Origin of the sequence: Plantibacter elymi (nom. nud.), assembly GCF_900177795.1 — a bacterium.
Taxonomy (GTDB): Bacteria; Actinomycetota; Actinomycetes; order Actinomycetales; family Microbacteriaceae; genus Plantibacter; species Plantibacter elymi.
On record NZ_FXWJ01000002.1, the window covers coordinates 101,877 to 119,012 of the forward strand.

The following is a 17,136-nucleotide window of genomic DNA, read 5'->3' on the forward strand; positions in this document are numbered from 1 at the left end:
ACAGTTTAGTCGACGTGAACCGGGGTCAACGATCGTCGCCGAGCGGCGGCTCAGCGGCGGACGGTTCGACCGACCCGTCGGGCCCCGCGCTCTCGCCGTCGAGGCCCCGCGCACGGGAGAGCTCGGCGCTCGCCCCGGCGCTCCTGGCGCGCTTCCGCAGGATCTTCGCGCTCGCGGAGCGTTCCCCGAGGGCGCCCGGCGTCCACAGCTCGACGTCCTCGGCGCTGAAGTCGCTCTTCGAGGCGCGTCGCTTGAGCTCGGGCAGGACCGTACCGGGCGCGAGCTTCCGTGCGGTGATGAGGAAGCCCGTGTGTCCGATCATCCGGTGGTCCGGTCGCACGGCGAGTCCCTCGACGTGCCACCCGCGCATCATGGTCTCGTTCGACTGGGGGTTCGTGAAGCCGCCCGTCCCTCGGATCGCCTCGGCGACCCGGGACAGCTGGGTGACGGTGGCGACGTAACAGAGGATCACGCCGCCGGGCTTCAGCGCCTCCCACGCGACGTCGAGGCACTCCCACGGTGCGAGCATGTCGAGCACCACGCGGTCGACGGATTCGGCGGGCATCGTGTCGGGCAGGGTCTCCTGGAGGTCGCCGACCGTGACCGACCAGTTCTGCGGGTCATAGCCGAAGAAGGTCGCGACGTTGCCGCGGGCGACGTCGGCGAACTCGTCCCGACGCTCGAAGGAGGCCAACCTGCCCGACGGTCCGATGGCCCGGAGGAGCCAGAGGGAGAGCGCACCGGAACCGACACCGGCCTCGACGACCGTCGCGCCAGGGAAGATGTCCGCCTGGCCGATGATCTCGGCCGCGTCCTTCGGGTAGATGATGGCGGCACCGCGAGGCATCGACATCACGAAGTCGACCAGCAGCGGCCGGAGCGCGAGGTGCTCGATGCCCTCGGTGTTGGCGACGACGCTGCCGTCCGGCAGGCCGATGATCGTGGTGTGCTCGATCATCCCGCGGTGCGTGTGGAAGACCTTGCCGGCCTCCAGCGTGATGGTGTTCTTCCGCCCCTTCGGTCCGGTCAGCTGCACGCGGTCACCCTCGCGGAAGGGGCCGCTGTTCGCCGGCTGGTGGTTCGCGCTCATCGCTGTGCTGCCTCTGTCTCGGGGTGGTGGGTGGTGCCGCTCGCGGTCGAGCGCAGCTCGGCGAGGTCGGCGACGGAGCGCCCGGCGAGGGTGTCCCAGGTGGTGTGGTGCGGGCCCTCGGGGATCGGCACGATGTGCGGGACGGACACGGCGATGGTCCCCGCCGCGAGCGCGGACGCGAGACCGGTGGCGGAGTCCTCGATCGCGATGCACTCGCGCGGGTCGACGCCGAGTGCTTCGGCGGCCCTGAGGTAGGGGTCCGGATGGGGCTTGGGCTGCTCGACCTCGTCGCCGGCGACGATGAGGTCGAATGCGTCGAACGGGATGCCGCTCGCGATGTCCTCGGCCATGGACCGGATCGACATGGTGACGAGTGCGGTCGGCACGCCGGCCTCCCGGAGCTCGTGGAGCAGCTCCTGGGCGCCGGGACGGAACGGGACGCCGCGTTCCTGGATGAGGCGCCGGACGTGGTCCGTGAGGTGGGCGACGATCGTGTCCGCGTCCAGCGCGACGCCGCGGCCCTGGAGCACGGCGGCGGAGTCCCAGAGTCCGTTCCCGACGAGCAGGAGGCCGTCCTCATGGGTCCAGGTGCCACCGTGGGCCGCGACCAGCTCGGTCTCGGCCTCCATCCAGTAGGGCTCGGTGTCGACGACGGTGCCGTCCATGTCCCAGAGGACTGCGGCAGGGAGGAGAGTGGTCACGGGGTGCCATGCTACCGGGTGGCGAAGCGCCTATCCTGGATGGATGGTCGCGGAAGGTCCCCGTGCACCGAGGAGTGAGACGTGACGGAAGACACCAAGGAGCCGCTGGGCGGTCGCCTGCTCGTCGTGGCGTTCGAGGGTTGGAACGATGCCGGCGAGGCGGCGAGCGGCGCGGTGCGCGTGCTTCGCGAGTCGCTCGCCCTCCGCCCGCTGCTCGAGATCGACCCGGAGCCCTACTACGACTACCAGTTCAACCGGCCGACTGTCGGCGTCGACGAGGACGGCAAGCGTTCGCTGACCTGGCCCGGTACCACGATCTCTGGGCCCGACCCCGAAGCGGCGAAGCCCGCGACCCCGCTGGCGGAGGACGCTGCGCTCCGGGTCAGCGAGGGCGGTGGCGACAACGTCTACGTGTTGCTCGGTGCCGAGCCCTCGCGCGGCTGGAAGGCGTTCGTCGACGAGATCCTCGCCGTGATCACCGAGCAGCGCATCACCGGCATGGTGATGCTCGGTGCGATGCTCGCCGACGTCCCGCACACGCGGCCCATCTCGGTCTTCGCCTCGAGCGAGAACGCGGAGCTGCGGCAGGCTCTGCAGCTCGAGCGCAGCACGTACGAGGGGCCGGTCGGCATCCTCAGTGTGCTGGCGGACGCCGCCGAGCGGCAGGGTGTCCAGAGTCTGTCGGTCTGGGCCTCGGTCCCCCACTACGTGCACAGCGCGCCCTCCCCGAAAGCCGTCCTGGCGCTGATCGACAAGCTCGAGGAGCTCATCGACGTCGTCATCCCCCGCGGAGCCCTCGTCGAGGAGTCCGGCGAGTGGCAGAGCGGGATCGACACGCTCGCCGCCGAAGACGAGGACATGGCCGCCTACATCCAGCAGCTGGAGCAGGCGCGCGACACCGTCGAGTCGCCCGAGGCGAGCGGCGAGGCGATCGCCAAGGAGTTCGAGCGGTACCTCCGTCGGGACGAGGGCAAGGGCGACGAGCCCTGGCGGAAGGACCGCGAGTAACCCGGTCCCATCGCCGCGGCGCGACTCCGGTGAGTCGCCGTCCTACTCAGCGCACGCCGAGGAGCGCGTCGACGGCCGACCGCGCGAGGTCGGCGTCGTCGACGCCGGTCGTCGCTGCGGCGTCGACGAGCGCGATGGCGCCCGGCGTGTCGAGGTCGTCCGCCAGGCGGACCCGCATCGCCTGCAGCAGCTCGACGGCGGAAGTGCCACCCGCGCTGTCCGTCGCGAAGGCCGAACGCCAGGTCCCGAGCCGACGATCGGCCAGGACGAGGTGCTCGTCGTGCCATTCCCAATCGCTGCGGTAGTGGTTCGCGAGGATCGCGAGCCGGATGGCCGAGGGGTCTGCTCCGTCGGCGGCCAAGCGTGAGACGAGGACGAGGTTGCCGAGGGACTTCGACATCTTGGTGCCCTCGTAGGCGACCATGCCGGCGTGGCTGAACACCTTGGCGAGCGGGCGACCGGACAGCGCTGCGGCGTGCCCGGCACTCAGATCGTGGTGCGGGAAGACGAGGTCGGAGCCGCCACCCTGGACCGTGAAGTCGGATCCGAGGTGCTGGAGGGCGATCACCGAGCACTCGATGTGCCAGCCGGGGCGCCCTTGACCGACGGGTGACTCCCAGCTCGGCTCGCCGTCGCGCGCCGCCCGCCAGAGCAGTGGATCGAAGGCGTCGCGTTTCCCGGCGCGGTCGGGGTCTCCCCCGCGCTCGGCGAAGAACGCGGCCATCGTCGCTTCGTCGAGCCCGCTCTCCGCGCCGAGGTGCCAGACGTCGTCGGCCGCGGCGCGCACGTCGAAGTAGACGTCGTCTCCGGCTGCACTGTCCGGGGTGTCGACCGTGTAGGCGACACCGCGCTCGATGAGCAGCGCGACGGCGTCGGCGATCGGTCCGATGACCTCGGTGACCGCGACGTAGTCCTCGGGGGGAAGGATGCTGAGGCGTTCCATGTCGCTTCGGAAGAGTTCGACCTGGCTCGCTGCGAGTTCGACCCAGTCGACGCCGGTCGCGGTGGCCCGCTCGAGCAGCGGGTCGTCCACGTCGGTGACGTTCTGGGCGTAGTGCACCTCGTAGCCGGCGTCCAGCCAGACGCGCTGCAGGGTGTCGTAGGCGAGGTAGCTCGACGCGTGGCCGAGGTGGGTCGCGTCGTACGGCGTGATGCCGCAGACGTACAACCGCGCCGTGCGTTCGGCGGAGGCCTCGATGAGCCCGGCGCTCGGGGTGTCCCAGAGGCACGGGGCCGTGCCGGAGCCGGGCAGCTTCGGCACGACCGGGGCGGACCAGGCCCTCACGCGTTGATCACGCCCGTGCCGAGCAGCACCAGCAGGACGACGCCGAGCACGATGCGGTAGACGACGAAGGGCAGGAAGCTGCGCTTCGAGATGTAGCTCATGAAGAAGGCGATGACCGCGAGGCCGACGACGAAGGCGATGACGGTGGCCACGAGCGTCTCGACCGGTCCGTACGGGCTCGGCTCGCCGATGCTCTTGAAGACCTGGTAGAAGCCGCTGCCGAACACCGCGGGGATCGCGAGCAGGAAGGCGTACCGCGCCGCAGCACGGCGCTCGTAGCCCATGAACAGCCCCGCCGTGATCGTGCCGCCGGAGCGGGAGACACCGGGGATGAGGGCGAGGGCCTGGGCGCCTCCGAAGATCGCGCCGTCGCCGTAGGTCAGGCTCTTCAGTCGTCGCTTCTTCGCTCCGACGGCGTCGGCGACACCGAGCAGGATGCCGAACACGATGAGCATGATCGCGACGATCCACAGTGAGCGGAAGGTCGTCTCGATCTCGTCCTGGAACAACAGGCCGAGCACGACGATGGGGACGCTGCCGATGATGATCAGCCACCCCATGCGGGCGTCGGCGTCATCCCTCGGGATCTTGCCGACGAGGGCCTTGCACCAGGAGGAGATGATGCGGACGATGTCGCGCCAGAAGAACACCACGACGGCGGCCTCGGTACCGATCTGGGTGATCGCCGTGAACGCCGCGCCAGGGTCCTTCGCCCCCGGGAGGAACTCGCCGAGGATGCGCAGGTGCGCACTCGACGAGATCGGGAGGAACTCGGTGAGTCCCTGGACGAGTCCGAGGATGATGGCGTTGATGAGGTCCACAGGGCACCTTTCTGCAGCCGGATGGCTGGTGTTCGGCCGGATCCGGCAGTCGTCGGCGGGGCGGCTCCTGGAGCGTCTCGCGGCTCGGAGGGCGCGAAGACGGACCGTGGGAAGTCAGTAGTCGAGGAGGAGGTCCGTGAGGACCTGCTTGCCAAACCCTAGCGCGTCGAGCGGCACGCGCTCGTCGACTCCGTGGAACATCGCGGGGAAGTCCAGGTGTTCCGGCAGGCGCAGCGGAGCGAAGCCGTACCCGGTGATGCCGAGGAGCGACAGCGCCTTGTTGTCGGTACCGCCGGAGAGCATGTACGGGAGCACCGGGGCGCCGGGGTCGTGGCGCCCGAGCGTCTCGACGACCGCGTCGACGAGCGGACCCGAGAAGGGCGTCTCGAGGCCGATGTCGCGGTGCATGACGATGATCTCGATGTCCTCACCGACGATCTCCGCGACGCGCGCGAGCACGGCGTCCTCCTCGCCGGGCAGGGTGCGGATGTCGACGAGCGCCTCGGCGCGATCGGGGATCACGTTGTGCTTGTAGCCGGCCTGCAGCAGGGTCGGGTTGCTCGTCGTGCGCAGCGAGGCCTGGATGAAGCCGGAGGCCGTACCCGTCGCGAGGGCGAGCTCGTCCGGGCCGAGCCGTTCGGGTGTGGTGCCGAGGATGGTGGCGATCTCACGGAGCAGCTGCTCGGTGGTGTCGGTGAGTCGGACGGGCCACTCGGTGCGTCCGATGGCCGCCACCGCTTCCGCGAGGCGGGTGACGGCGTTGTCCTGCACGTAGCGGGATCCGTGGGCCGCTCGTCCGGTCGCGACCAGTTTGATCCAGACGAGGGCCTTCTCCGAGGTCTGGAGGAGGTAGGAGCGGCGTCCGCCGAACGTGATCGAGTACCCGCCGACCTCGCTGATCGCCTCGGTCGCGCCGGCGAAGAGCTCGGGTCGTTCCGTCACGAGGTGGTGCGAGCCGAACACACCGCCGTTCTCCTCGTCCGAGAACATCGCGATCACGAGGTCGCGTTCCGGGCGGCGGCCGCTGTCGAGGATCTCGCGGAGCGACGCGAGGATCATCGCGTCCATGTTCTTCATGTCGACGGCCCCGCGTCCCCACAGCAGGCCGTCCTTGATCTCGCCGCCGAAGGGGTCCACCGACCAGTTCGCAGGGTCGGCAGGCACCACGTCGAGGTGTCCGTGCACGACGAGCGCCGGCTTCTCGGGGTTCGCACCGGCGACCCGCGCGACCACGCTGGTCCGGCCCGGAGCGGCGTCGATCAGCTCCGGCTCCAGGCCGAGGTCGCGGAGGTACGCCTCGACGTATTCGGCGGCCTCCGTCTCGCCGTTGGAGCGGCCCTCGCCGTAGTTCGTCGTGTCCATGCGGATGAGGTCCCGCGCGATCCGCGTGGTCTCGTCGAGCGTGAGGTCGGATGCGTCTGAGCCGGAGGTCATGGCTCCACGCTACCCGTCGGCCCTGACCGCTGCACCTCTCCCCCGATTGCACGGTCGACGCACGGCCGGAGGGCGTCAGGAAGTTCCTCTGGCGGTACGAGGTGGTGAACGGCTGTCGAAATCCGTGCTAGAGTTTCTTCTCGTGCCCAGCGAAAGCCGGACACGATCACAACACGCGCGGGTGGCGGAAATGGCAGACGCGCTAGCTTGAGGTGCTAGTGCCCTTACGGGCGTGGGGGTTCAAGTCCCCCTTCGCGCACACCGTGTTGAGACGGCGAACGGCCGGAGCGAAAGCTCCGGCCGTTCTTGTTTTCCCGCCGGACTCCACGACACGCCGACACCCGAGATCGTCTTCGGCCAGAGCGAAAACCGGCGCACCTCCGCCGGTCCCTGAGCCTGTCGAAGGGCAGCCCTCGCGGGCCGACCGCGAAGCAGGAGAACGTGCGCGCGAGAAGCGGTGCTGTCCTCAGTGCCCGTGACCCAGGCGACGCCGGAGTAGGTCGATGCGTGACTGCAGCTGCGTCACGCTCGCCTGTGCCACGGCGGGTCCGCCGCAGACGCGTCGCAGTTCGGCGTGCACGAGTCCGTGCGGCTCCTTCGTGTGCTTGGCGTAGAGGCCCACCAGGGTGTTGAGCACCTGGCGCTGCTCCTTGAGGGTGCGGTAGAGCGGAGCGGGGATGTCCGCCTGCGGACTCGGCGAGGCGGCGTTCTTGTCGACGAACGCCCCGCGCTTGGCCTGGCGGCTCTGACGCTGCACGAGCAGCTCGTGCACCTGCTCAGGCTCGAGGAGCCCGGGGAACCCGATGAAGTCGAACTCCTCCTCGGTGCCCGGCTGGGCGAGCTCGCCGAACTCGTCGCCGTCGAACACCACCCGGTCGAAGTGCGCGTCCGAGGAGACGGCCTGCCAGGTGAACTCCTCGAGGAGTGAGTCGGAAGCCTTGTCCTCGCGCTCCGCGGCCGCCATCATCGCGTCCTCAGGGTTGAAGAGGTCGCCCTCCGCGTCCGGGTCGCTCGGGCGGTCGAGAGCGTGGTCGCGTTCGAGCTCGAGTTTCTCAGCGAGGGCCATCAGGTTCGGTACGTTCGGGAGGAAGATGCTCGCGATCTCGCCGCGTCGACGTGCCCGGACGAATCGCCCGATCGCCTGCGCGAAGAACAGCGGCGTGGCGGACGACGTCGCGTAGACGCCGACGGCGAGTCGTGGGACGTCCACGCCTTCCGACACCATGCGGACCGCGACCATCCAGCGCTTGGTGTTCCCCGAGAAGTCGGCGATCCGGTCGCTGGCCTCCTTCTCATCGGAGAGCACGACCGTGGGCTGCTCCCCCGTCAACTCGTGCAGGATGGCCGCGTAGGCTCGCGCGGTCGTCTGATCGGTGGCGATCACGAGTCCGCCGGCGTCCGGGACCGCTTGACGGACCTCGGACAACCGGAGGTCGGCGGACTTCAGGACCGCCGGGATCCAGTCACCCTGCGGGTCGAGGGCGGTGCGCCAGGCCGCGGAGGTGATGTCCTTCGTGTTGCCCTCGCCGAGGCGGGCCTCCATCTCGTCGCCGGCCTTGGTCCGCCAGCGCATGTGACCGGCGTAGACCATGAAGAGCACCGGACGGACGACCCCGTCCTGGAGCGCGCGACCGTACCCGTAGTTGTAGTCGGTGACGGAGGTCCGGATGCCCTGGTGGTCGGGCTGGTAGACCACGAACGGGATCGGTGCCGTGTCGGACCGGAACGGGGTCCCGGTCAGGGACAGCCGACGGGTGGCCCGCGAGAAGGCCTCGTGGATCCCGTCGCCCCAACTCAGGGCGTCGCCGCCGTGGTGGACCTCGTCCAAGACGACGAGGGTGCGACCCGAATCGGTCGTGCGCTGATGCACGGGCGGGTTCGCCGCGACCTGGGCGTAGGTGACGGCGACACCGTGGTAGTGGCGGCCGAAGACCTGGTCGCGGTTCGCGAAGTTCGGGTCGAGGCGGATGCCGACCCGGCTCGCGGCCTCGGCCCACTGGCGCTTCAGATGATCGGTCGGGGCGACGACCGTGATGCGGTCGATCGTGCCGCGATGGAGGAGTTCGGAGGCGAGTCGCAGCGCGAACGTCGTCTTGCCTGCGCCCGGTGTCGCCGCCGCGAGGAAGTCACGGGGTTCGGTCGTGAAGTACTGCTCGAGCGCCTCGGCCTGCCAGGCTCGAAGCTTGCTCGCCGTGCCCCACGCTGCGCGTTCCGGGAAGGCCGGTGAGAGGTGTTCGGCTGCGGACCCGCCCAGGTGCTGGGTCGAAGAGATTTCCGCGTTCACTGGAGACCACTGTACCCGGCCACGCCGACACCGCCGACCATCGTGTTCGGCCTCGACACCCATCGGGATGTCCGACTCGCGACTGATCCGCCAGCCGAGGGGCGGGCGTACGCTGGAGGTTCCGGATGCACAGCAGGAGGAACCACCCATGACCGAACAGCACCATCCCTGGTCGCGGTACGTCGCCATCGGCGACTCGTTCACCGAGGGGATCGGCGATCCCGAGCCGGGGGCGCCGGGCGGGCACCGTGGGTGGGCCGATCGGGTCGCCGAGGTGCTGGCCGCGCAGAACTCGGACTTCGCCTACGCCAACCTCGCGGTGCGCGGCAAGCTCGCGCAGCAGATCCTCGACGACCAGGTGGAGCCGGCCCTGGAGCTGCACCCCGACCTCATCACGATCTCGGCGGGCGGCAACGACGTGATCCGGCCCGGCACCGACCCCGACGACATCGCCAGACGACTCGAGCAGGCGATCATCCGCCTCCGGAGCGATGGAGCGACGGTCGTGCTGTTCACCGGTGTGGACGTCGGCTTCTCCCCCGTCTTCCGGAGCATCCGCGGCAAGGTCGCGATCTACAACGAGAACCTGCGGGCCATCGCCGCCCGACACGACTGCATCATCGCCGACCAGTGGGCCCTCCAGGCGATCCAGGATCCGCGGATGTGGGCACCGGACCGGCTGCACCTGAACGCGCTCGGCCACCACGAGGTCGCCCGCCTCGTCCTGCACGCGCTGAACGTGGAGAACGACCTCAAGCCGCTGCAGCCGGAGCCGCTCCCCGTCAGGCGATGGCGTCAGGCCCGGACCGAGGACTTCGCCTGGGCGCGTGAGTACCTCGTGCCGTGGGTGCTCCGTCGGGTGCGGCACCAGTCGTCCGGCGACCACATCACCGCCAAGCGACCACTCGCCGGCCCGTTCCTCACGGTCGCGGCGCAGGACCAGGAACTCGACGTCTGACCGTCCGGCCGATCACCCGAGCTCCGACGTCTGCTGCGGTCACGGGTTGGTCAGGCGCCACCAGGGTGTGACCGGGGCGACGTCCGCGTCGAGGGCCAGCGGGACGTCGATCGTCGCCGCACCGCCCTCCGCGCCCGCCCCCACGGTGTAGCTGAGCTTCCCGACCGTCGAACCGGCGGCACCGGCGTCGATGGCTCTGGCGTGGCTCTCGACCGTGATCGGGGTGTCCTGCCAGACGAGCACGGAGGCGTCGGACGCCACGACGACCTTCGCGGCCTGGTCCCATGCGGTCGAGTACGAGCCGACCGATTGCCCGGCGGTGGCGAGCTGGACCTGGTGGAAGCCGGCCGGCACACTCTGCAACAGGGAGACCACGGCATCGTTGAGCACGGTGTGGTCGTCGGCACCGAGGATGACGCCGACGACGGTCACCGTCCGCCCCTCCACCTGGAGGTCGGCGGAGAACAGCAGGCACGCGCCGGAGGCGTCGTCGGTCCCCGTCTTCATACCGGTCACCCCGTACCGGCCGAGGAGGGCGTTCGTGTTCTCGACCTCGCCGATGGCGGGCAGCACCGCCGTCGGCTCCTTGACGATCGACGAGAGCACCGGGTCGGCGAGCACGAGCTTGCCGATGGTCACGAGGTCGCTCGGGGTGCTGACGTTCGTCGCTCCCAGGCCGCTCGTGTTCGTGACGGTGGTGCCTGTCAGCCCATGTGCATCGAGCCAGGCGCGGGCCGCGTCGAGGTACGCGTCGACCGAGCCGAAGGCCCAGACGGCGAGGGAGATGCTGTAGTTGTTCGCCGACGGGAGGAGCAGTGCTTCGAGCATCTGCCGCTGGGTGAACACCGACCCGGCGACGACGGGTGCCGCTGAACCGTTCTCCGCGATGGTGTCGTAGTAGAACCCGACGTCGGCGTCGGTCAGCGTGATGGACGGGCCCTGGTCCCCCGCAGCGAGCGGCTTGGCCTCCAGCACGACGAGGGAGGTGATCGTCTTCGTGATGCTCGCGATGGGGAACGGCGTCTGTTCGCCACTCGAACTCAGGACGCCGTCGAACCCGACGGCACCGATGGCGCCCCGCCCGAATCCGGGCCAGGCGACCGGTGTGGTCTGCTGGACGAGCGAGGTGGTGAGGGCGTCACTGGATTCGAGCGTCGCAGCCGCGGCCGGCACCGGACGGAGCAGTGCGCCAGCGCTGTAGCCGAACAGCCCGATGAGGATGGCGAGGACGCCGAAAACGGCGAGACGGCGGCGGCGGTAGATCTGTCGTCTCGTGAGTGGCACCCGGTCATGCTACCCGGCGCTCCTGCGCGTACCCTGTCGCGACGTGCCGCCGAGCGGGTGGCTCTCGAGCAGCGTGGAACCGTGCTCAGCGGACCCGGAGCTCCCAGAGGGCGACGGCGCTGGCGGAGGCGACGTTGAGCGAGTCGACGCCGTGGAGCATCGGGATGGTCACGATCGTGTCGGCGGCGGCGAGTGCCGAGGCGCTCAGACCGTCGCCCTCGGCGCCGAGCACGATGGCGAGCCGTTCCGGCGCGGTCCGGGCATAGGTGTCGAGGTCGACGGCATCGTCGGCCAGGGCGAGGGCGGCCGTCTTGAAGCCGACATCCCGCAGGATGCCGGACGCGACGTCCCATTCCGGCAGGCGGGTCCACGGCACCTGCAGGACCGTGCCCATGCTGACGCGGACGCTTCGGCGGTATAGCGGGTCGGCGCAGCGCGGGGTGATCAGGACGGCGTCGGCACCGAGGCCGGCGACCGAGCGGAAGATGGCGCCGACGTTGGTGTGGTCGACGATGTCCTCGAGGATGACCACCCGGCGGGCGTCGGCGAGGAGTTCGGCGGGATCGGCGAGCGGTGGGCGGTGCATCGCCGCGAGGGCTCCCCGGTGCAGGTGGAAGCCCGTCAGCTGCTCGAGGAGTGCGGGCTCGCCGACGAAGACCGGGACGTCGTGGTCCTCGAGGAGTGGCGAGACGTCCTCGAGCCACTTCTCCTGCAGCAGGACCGATCGCGGTCGGTGCCCGGCGCGCAGCGCACGTTCCATGACCTTCGTCGACTCGGCGATGTACAGGCCACCGGCGGGTTCGGACACCCGGCGGAGGGCGACGTCCGTCAGTCGCGCGTAGTCGTCGAGTCGTCCGTCGTCGAGATCGGTGATCCGGATGACCTGCATGTGAGACGTCCTCTCGACGCGATGTTCGACCTCCACCTTGCCAGAGTGGGAACACGATCGAAAACGAGGCCGTTTAGACTCAGGGGAAGTGATGGCCCGGAGCACTCCGGTCATCGCGGACGGATGGACGGAGCAGGCATGAGCACGCTGATCGCAGCAGGGGATCCCGCTGACGAGACGGTCGAGGCCGGGCTCGAACGGGCGATCGAGCTGCTCGCGGACCGACGTGTCGCCTTCCTCACCGGGGCCGGCGTGAGCACGGACTCCGGCATCCCCGACTACCGGGGCCAGGGCGCTCCGGTCCGGACCCCCATGACGGTCGACCAGTTCCTGTCCAACGACGACGCCGCGCGCAAACGCTACTGGGCCGGCAGCCACCTCGGCTGGAAGCGGTTCGACGGTGCTCGCCCGAATGCCGGCCACCGGGCGATCGCGCTCCTCGAGGAGGCCGGCATCGCCGACGGCGTCATCACGCAGAACGTCGACGGCCTCCACGTCAGGGCCGGCTCGCGCCGCGTCGTCGACCTGCACGGGTCGATGGACCGCGTCAGCTGTCTCTCCTGTGGGCAGAGCTACGCCAGGTCGAGCATCGCGGAGCGCATGACGGCCCTGAACCCGTGGCTCGACACCGAGACGGACGTGACGATCAACCCGGACGGCGATGCCGAGGTCGGGCGGGTCGACGAGATCGTCGTCCCCGTGTGCACGGTCTGCGGCGGCATGTTGAAGCCGGACGTGGTCTTCTTCGGCGAATTCATCCCGACGGAGAAGTACGCCGAGGCGGCAGCACTCGTGCGCGGCGCCGACGCACTCGTGATCGCCGGGTCGTCGCTCGTGGTCAACTCGGGGATCCGGCTCCTCGAACTCGCCCGCCGGAAGCGGTTGCCGATCGTCGTCATCAACCGCGGCGTCACGAAGGCGGACGGCCGCGCGGACGTGAAGCTCGACGCGGGGGCCAGTGAGACGCTCACCGGGATCGCCGCTCGCCTGGTCCCGTCCGCCTTCACGAGCGTCGTCTCGCAGGAGGCGACCGACGCCTGACGCCTCAGGCGTCGGTGCGGTCGTCCGCGAGGAACGCAGTGAGGCGCTGCGCCGCGTCGTGCGGCTCCTCGTAGTGGATGAGGTGTCCGACGCCCGGGATGACGTGCAGCTGCGCGTCGGCGAACCGCTTCGCGAGCGCGTACTGCGCGGCGACGGGCGTGATGTCGTCACGCTCGGCGGCGATGAGCAGCGTCCGGCTCGGGATCCGGTCGGCGTACTCGCTGACATCGTGGCTGACCGAGGCGGTGAACGACTCGAGGACGACCTCCCGGTCGGCGAAGGCGCTGAAGTACTGGTCGTGCTGGGCGTGGATCCACCGACGGAGCGTCGGGTCCTTCGTCTTCGACATCGCGACGCTCATGATGCGCACGACGCCCTTGTTGCGGAGGAACGCGAATCCCAGGCGTTTCGGGAGCTTCGCGGACGACCAGTAGTAGAAGACCGCGAGCCTCGTCAGGACGCCGCGGGGGCCCTGGAGCGCCGGGGCGGCGATCGGGTTCACGAGGATGAGGTCGTCCGGTCGGAGTCCCCCGGCGACGGCGGCGCTCGACACGATCGAGCCGAACGAGTGCCCGAGCAGGACGACACGGCCGGTCAGGTGCAGCTCCTCGATGAACCGTCCCAGCCAGGCGGCGTACCCCTCGACGGAGTGGGTGGCCTCGGGGAAGGGTGCCGAGCTGCCGAAGCCGGGGAGGTCCGGAGCGATGATCCGGAATCCGGAGAGCTGCGCGACGACCGGTTCGAGGCCGTGGTGGTCGCCGCGGAACCCGTGCACCATGACGATCGTCGTCGACGCCTCCTGGTCGCCGTAGTCCCAGAACCGGGTCTCGGCTCCGTCCACGATGAGCGAGCGCTCCCGGACGGGGATGCGGTCGAGCTGGTCGGCGTACGGTGATTCGACGGGCATCCACTCAGTCTAGGGAGTCCGGCTCCGCGTTCACCCGACGACGCGGACCGTGCTGCCCCGGCGTGGCACAGGCCCCTGTCGGAGGTGCGTCATAGGGTGAAGGCGTGAACACGGTCGATGCGAATCCCCACTGGACGGACCGCCTGGCGGTCTTCGATCTCGAGACGACGGGCATCGAGGTGGAGACGAGTCGCATCGTGACCGCCTTCGTCGGTGTCATCACTGCGGACGGTTCGGTCGAACGCTCGTGGTCGTGGATGGCCGACCCCGGGGTCGAGATCCCCGCTCGGGCAGCCGAGATCCACGGCGTCACGACGGAGCGGGCCCGGGCTGAGGGGCGTCCGGCACCGGCCGTCGTCGGAGAGATCGTCGCCGTCCTCACCGAGCTGTTCGCCGCACGGACCCCGGTGGTCGCCTACAACGCGCCCTACGACTTCTCCCTCTTGCACTTCGAGGCGGAGCGGCACGGGGTGACGTCGATCACCGACCCGTCCCCCGTCGTCGACCCGCTGATCCTCGACCGACGGCTCGACACGTTCCGGCGCGGCAAGCGGACGCTCGAGGTCGTCGCCGCCCTGCACGGTGTTCCTCTGGAGGGTGCGCACGACGCGGGCGTGGACGCCGTCGCCGCCGGACGCGTCGCTCAGGCCATCGGCCGGCGTCACGCCGACGCCCTGCCGACGAGCGTCGACGAGTTGCACGAGGCCCAGCGGTCCTGGTCGCTCGAGCAGGCGGAGAGCTTCCAGTCCTACATGCGCCGCGTGCGCGATCCCGAGTTCGTCGCCGAAGGCGCTTGGCCCATCCGCACCGGACGCCCCGCCGCTCGACCTGAAGCGCCGGTCATCGTCCCAGCGGACCAGCTGCCCATCGGTATCTGAGTCGCACGGCTCCCCACGACGACGAACGCCCCGATCCGAGGATCGGGGCGTTCGTGTATTCCAGCGGAAGGACTACTTGCCGAAGCCCTTGAAGCGCTGGTTGAACTTCTCGACGCGACCGGCGGAGTCCATGATGCGCTGCTTGCCCGTGTAGAACGGGTGCGACTCGGACGAGATCTCCACGTCGATCACCGGGTAGGTGACGCCGTCGAGGTCGATCGTCTTGCCCGACGAGACCGTCGAGCGCGTGAGGAACGTCGCGCCGGAGGCGAGGTCGCGGAAGACGACGGCTTCGTACGTGGGGTGGATGTCAGATTTCATCAGCAGTCCTTGTTGAGTGGATGGTGTGGGTAGTACCCGCGCTCGGAACTCCAGGCACGAGGCAGAAAGCTCTTGGCTCCGCGAGCCAAAGGTCGACTTTACCAGACTCGGCGCGCGTCTGCTCGCCAGCCCAGGACGACTCGCCGAGGCGTGGCGGTCAGGAGGGGGCGACGGCCGAGCGTCCGGCGCGGACGGAGCGGGCGTGGAACCGACCGTCCTCCTCACTCAGCTCGATCGGGAGGTCGAAGGTCTCGCTGAGGTGCTCGGCCGTGAGTGTCTCGGCGATCGGGCCGGCGGCGACGATGCCACCGTCGCGAACGAGCAGGACGTGGGTGAAGCCGACGGGGATCTCCTCGACGTGGTGGGTCACCATGATGATCGCCGGTGAGTCGTCGGCGCTCGCGTAGCCGCCCAGCAGCTCGACGAGCTCCTCGCGCGTGCCGAGGTCGAGGCTCGCGGCCGGCTCGTCGAGCAGGAGGAGTTCGGGGTCGGTCATGATGGCCCGCGCGATCTGCACGCGCTTCTGCTCGCCGTCGCTGAGCGTGCCGAACCGGCGGTCGGCGAGGTGGTCGAGCTTCCATTCCGCGAGGACCCGCGACGCACGCTTCACGTCGATGTCCTCGTACTGCTCGACCCAGCGGCCGGTGACCGAGTAGGCCGCCGTGAGCACGACGTCCAGGACGGTCTCCTCCGGCGGCACCCGCTTCGCGAGTGCGGAGGACGCGAAGCCGATGCGCGGGCGCAGTTCGAAGACGTCGACCCGGCCGAGCGTCTCGTCGAGCACGGACACCGTGCCCTTCGAGGGGTGGATGAGCGTCGCCGCGAGCTGCAGGAGCGTCGTCTTGCCGGCGCCGTTCGGGCCGAGGACGATCCATCGCTGGTCGCCCGTCACCGTCCAGTCGACGCCATCGAGGATGGGGTTGAGATTACGGACGACGGACACATCGGAGAACTGCAACACGCTCGGCATGGTCCTAGCCTATCCGCCAAGACTCGTCGCGCGTCGCCGTCCTCCGAGGTGTCCGCAGGCGGTTCAGACCAGGCTGCGGTAGAGCTCCGCCGTCTGGGTGGCGATGCGCGACCAGCTGAAGTCGGACTCCGCGCGTCGGCGACCAGCGGCCCCGTAGGCCCTCGCCTGGGCGGGATCCTGGACGACCTCGGTGAGGGTGGCGGCGAGGTCGGCGACGAAACGCTCCGGGTCGAGCGGAGTGCCGGTGCCGTCGGACGCCTGCGCGAGCGGGACGATCCTGCCGGTCACACCGTCCTGCACGACCTCCGGGATGCCGCCGGTCCCCGTCCCGACCACGGCGGCACCGCAGGCCATCGCCTCGAGGTTGACGATGCCGAGTGGCTCGTAGATCGACGGGCACACGAAGGTCGTGGCGGCGGTGAGGACGGTGCACAACTCGTGACGCGGGAGCAGTCGTTCGATCCACACGACCCCGGTGCGCTCGCGCTGCAGCTCCTCGACGAGCCCCTTGACCTCGGCGAGGATCTCGGGGGTGTCGGGAGCGCCGGCGCACAGGATGAGCTGCACGTCGGGCGGCAGCAGTCGGGCCGCGCGGAGCAGGTACGGCAGCCCCTTCTGACGGGTGATCCGTCCGACGAAGACGACGGAGGGACGGGACGGGTCGATGCCGAGGGACCGCAGCAGCTCGTCGTCCACGCGTGGCTGCCAGTCGGTGAGGTCGATGCCGTTGTAGATGACCTGCACCTTGGCCGGGTCGAGGCTCGGGTAGGACCGCAGGATGTCGCGACGCATGCCGTCGCTGACCGCCACGACGGCCGCGGCGCCTTCGTAGGCGGACTGCTCGATCCAGCTGGACACGCGGTACCCACCGCCGAGCTGCTCGGCCTTCCACGGGCGGAGCGGCTCCAGACTGTGCGCGGTCACGACGTGCGGGATGCCGTGCAGCAGCGACGCGAGGTGACCGGCACCGTTCGCGTACCAGGTGTGCGAGTGCACGAGGTCGGCTCCGGCGACGTCCTGGGCGATCAGGAGGTCCGTCCCGAGGGTCGTGAGAGCGCCGTTCGCACCCTGGAGCTCGGCCGGGACACCGTACGCGACGGTGTCGGCCTCGTCGCGTGGCGCGCCGAAGCAGCGCACGGTCACGTCGATGTCGCTACGGAGGGATTTCACCAGCTCCGACACGTGGACGCCTGCGCCGCCGTAGATCTCCGGCGGGTACTCCTTTGTCACAAGATCAACTCGCATGTCTAGACGCTAGTACAGGT

The 17,136-nt window shown here is 69.8% G+C and carries 16 protein-coding genes and 1 tRNA gene; 5 read left to right on the forward strand and 12 right to left on the reverse strand.

What is annotated here, in order from left to right; translation table 11 throughout:
• Window positions 1-25 precede the first annotated feature (25 nt).
• Both CCK91_RS05415 and CCK91_RS05420 read right to left on the reverse strand, forming a co-directional pair.
• Window positions 26-1,090, reverse strand: coding sequence for a tRNA (adenine-N1)-methyltransferase (locus tag CCK91_RS05415; protein WP_086473243.1), 1,065 nt, complete (start codon window positions 1,088-1,090; stop codon window positions 26-28).
• The gene (locus tag CCK91_RS05420; RefSeq protein ID WP_240043848.1) at window positions 1,087-1,791 is read right to left on the reverse strand and encodes an HAD family hydrolase; all 705 of its coding nucleotides are present in this window, start codon (window positions 1,789-1,791) and stop codon (window positions 1,087-1,089) included. The genes CCK91_RS05415 and CCK91_RS05420 overlap by 4 nt, the downstream gene beginning before the upstream one ends.
• 81 nt (window positions 1,792-1,872) lie before the next feature.
• Here CCK91_RS05420 and CCK91_RS05425 point away from each other — a divergent pair, with 81 nt between their 5' ends.
• On the forward strand, window positions 1,873-2,799 hold the full coding sequence (locus CCK91_RS05425) for a proteasome assembly chaperone family protein (RefSeq protein ID WP_191941123.1): 927 nt from the start codon (window positions 1,873-1,875) through the stop codon (window positions 2,797-2,799).
• Between the two features lie 46 nt (window positions 2,800-2,845).
• On the opposite strand, the gene mshC is transcribed toward CCK91_RS05425, so the two are convergent.
• From mshC to CCK91_RS05440, 3 genes are all read right to left on the reverse strand, one after another.
• On the reverse strand, window positions 2,846-4,084 hold the full coding sequence (gene mshC / locus CCK91_RS05430; protein WP_086473244.1) for a cysteine--1-D-myo-inosityl 2-amino-2-deoxy-alpha-D-glucopyranoside ligase: 1,239 nt from the start codon (window positions 4,082-4,084) through the stop codon (window positions 2,846-2,848).
• Window positions 4,081-4,905 (reverse strand): undecaprenyl-diphosphate phosphatase, encoded by an 825-nt coding sequence (locus CCK91_RS05435; RefSeq protein ID WP_086473245.1) that lies wholly within the window; start codon window positions 4,903-4,905, stop codon window positions 4,081-4,083. The genes mshC and CCK91_RS05435 overlap by 4 nt, the downstream gene beginning before the upstream one ends.
• A gap of 114 nt (window positions 4,906-5,019) precedes the next feature.
• A complete protein-coding gene (locus CCK91_RS05440) occupies window positions 5,020-6,339 on the reverse strand; it encodes a M20/M25/M40 family metallo-hydrolase (RefSeq protein ID WP_086473246.1) in 1,320 nt (439 codons plus the stop codon).
• A 175-nt stretch (window positions 6,340-6,514) separates the two neighbouring features.
• Between CCK91_RS05440 and CCK91_RS05445 the strand changes: the two genes are divergently transcribed.
• Window positions 6,515-6,598 (forward strand) — tRNA-Leu (locus tag CCK91_RS05445).
• A gap of 207 nt (window positions 6,599-6,805) precedes the next feature.
• Here the strand turns inward: CCK91_RS05445 and CCK91_RS05450 are convergent.
• Window positions 6,806-8,623: a DEAD/DEAH box helicase gene (locus CCK91_RS05450; RefSeq protein WP_242664399.1), complete on the reverse strand. Its 1,818-nt coding sequence runs from the start codon at window positions 8,621-8,623 to the stop codon at window positions 6,806-6,808.
• Between the two features lie 148 nt (window positions 8,624-8,771).
• Here CCK91_RS05450 and CCK91_RS05455 point away from each other — a divergent pair, with 148 nt between their 5' ends.
• Window positions 8,772-9,581 (forward strand): SGNH/GDSL hydrolase family protein, encoded by an 810-nt coding sequence (locus CCK91_RS05455; protein ID WP_079705978.1) that lies wholly within the window; start codon window positions 8,772-8,774, stop codon window positions 9,579-9,581.
• Window positions 9,582-9,620: 39 nt separating this feature from the next.
• Here the strand turns inward: CCK91_RS05455 and CCK91_RS05460 are convergent, their stop codons facing one another.
• Entirely contained in the window at window positions 9,621-10,865 is a 1,245-nt protein-coding gene (locus CCK91_RS05460) for a D-alanyl-D-alanine carboxypeptidase family protein (protein ID WP_086473248.1), read from the reverse strand.
• Window positions 10,866-10,950: 85 nt separating this feature from the next.
• A complete protein-coding gene (locus tag CCK91_RS05465; protein WP_086473249.1) occupies window positions 10,951-11,754 on the reverse strand; it encodes a TrmH family RNA methyltransferase in 804 nt (267 codons plus the stop codon).
• Between the two features lie 138 nt (window positions 11,755-11,892).
• Here CCK91_RS05465 and CCK91_RS05470 point away from each other — a divergent pair, with 138 nt between their 5' ends.
• Window positions 11,893-12,795: a Sir2 family NAD-dependent protein deacetylase gene (locus CCK91_RS05470; protein WP_086473250.1), complete on the forward strand. Its 903-nt coding sequence runs from the start codon at window positions 11,893-11,895 to the stop codon at window positions 12,793-12,795.
• A gap of 4 nt (window positions 12,796-12,799) precedes the next feature.
• Here CCK91_RS05470 and CCK91_RS05475 read toward each other — a convergent pair whose 3' ends face one another.
• Entirely contained in the window at window positions 12,800-13,702 is a 903-nt protein-coding gene (locus CCK91_RS05475; protein ID WP_086473251.1) for an alpha/beta fold hydrolase, read from the reverse strand.
• A 104-nt stretch (window positions 13,703-13,806) separates the two neighbouring features.
• On the opposite strand from CCK91_RS05475, the gene CCK91_RS05480 reads away from it, so the two are divergent.
• Window positions 13,807-14,580: a 3'-5' exonuclease gene (locus tag CCK91_RS05480; RefSeq protein WP_086473252.1), complete on the forward strand. Its 774-nt coding sequence runs from the start codon at window positions 13,807-13,809 to the stop codon at window positions 14,578-14,580.
• Between the two features lie 72 nt (window positions 14,581-14,652).
• On the opposite strand, the gene CCK91_RS05485 is transcribed toward CCK91_RS05480, so the two are convergent.
• From CCK91_RS05485 to glgA, 3 genes are all read right to left on the reverse strand, one after another.
• Window positions 14,653-14,901, reverse strand: a complete 249-nt coding sequence (locus CCK91_RS05485) for a type B 50S ribosomal protein L31 (RefSeq protein WP_056005588.1) — start codon at window positions 14,899-14,901, stop codon at window positions 14,653-14,655.
• Window positions 14,902-15,058: 157 nt separating this feature from the next.
• Window positions 15,059-15,871, reverse strand: a complete 813-nt coding sequence (locus CCK91_RS05490; protein WP_085510924.1) for an ABC transporter ATP-binding protein — start codon at window positions 15,869-15,871, stop codon at window positions 15,059-15,061.
• Window positions 15,872-15,934: 63 nt separating this feature from the next.
• Window positions 15,935-17,116, reverse strand: coding sequence for a glycogen synthase (gene glgA, locus CCK91_RS05495; protein ID WP_086473253.1), 1,182 nt, complete (start codon window positions 17,114-17,116; stop codon window positions 15,935-15,937).
• Between the last annotated feature and the right edge of the window lie 20 nt (window positions 17,117-17,136).

Excerpts from the sequence above, each read along its gene's own strand:
- CCK91_RS05415 (WP_086473243.1), bottom strand. The coding sequence starts at position 1,090 with ATGAGCGCGAACCACCAGCCGGCGAACAGCGGCCCCTTCCGCGAGGGT.
- CCK91_RS05440 (WP_086473246.1), bottom strand. The coding sequence starts at position 6,339 with ATGACCTCCGGCTCAGACGCATCCGACCTCACGCTCGACGAGACCACG.
- CCK91_RS05455 (WP_079705978.1), top strand. The coding sequence starts at position 8,772 with ATGACCGAACAGCACCATCCCTGGTCGCGGTACGTCGCCATCGGCGAC.
- CCK91_RS05465 (WP_086473249.1), bottom strand. The coding sequence starts at position 11,754 with ATGCAGGTCATCCGGATCACCGATCTCGACGACGGACGACTCGACGAC.
- CCK91_RS05470 (WP_086473250.1), top strand. The coding sequence starts at position 11,893 with ATGAGCACGCTGATCGCAGCAGGGGATCCCGCTGACGAGACGGTCGAG.
- CCK91_RS05475 (WP_086473251.1), bottom strand. The coding sequence starts at position 13,702 with ATGCCCGTCGAATCACCGTACGCCGACCAGCTCGACCGCATCCCCGTC.
- CCK91_RS05485 (WP_056005588.1), bottom strand. The coding sequence starts at position 14,901 with ATGAAATCTGACATCCACCCCACGTACGAAGCCGTCGTCTTCCGCGAC.
- CCK91_RS05490 (WP_085510924.1), bottom strand. The coding sequence starts at position 15,871 with ATGCCGAGCGTGTTGCAGTTCTCCGATGTGTCCGTCGTCCGTAATCTC.
- glgA (WP_086473253.1), bottom strand. The coding sequence starts at position 17,116 with ATGCGAGTTGATCTTGTGACAAAGGAGTACCCGCCGGAGATCTACGGC.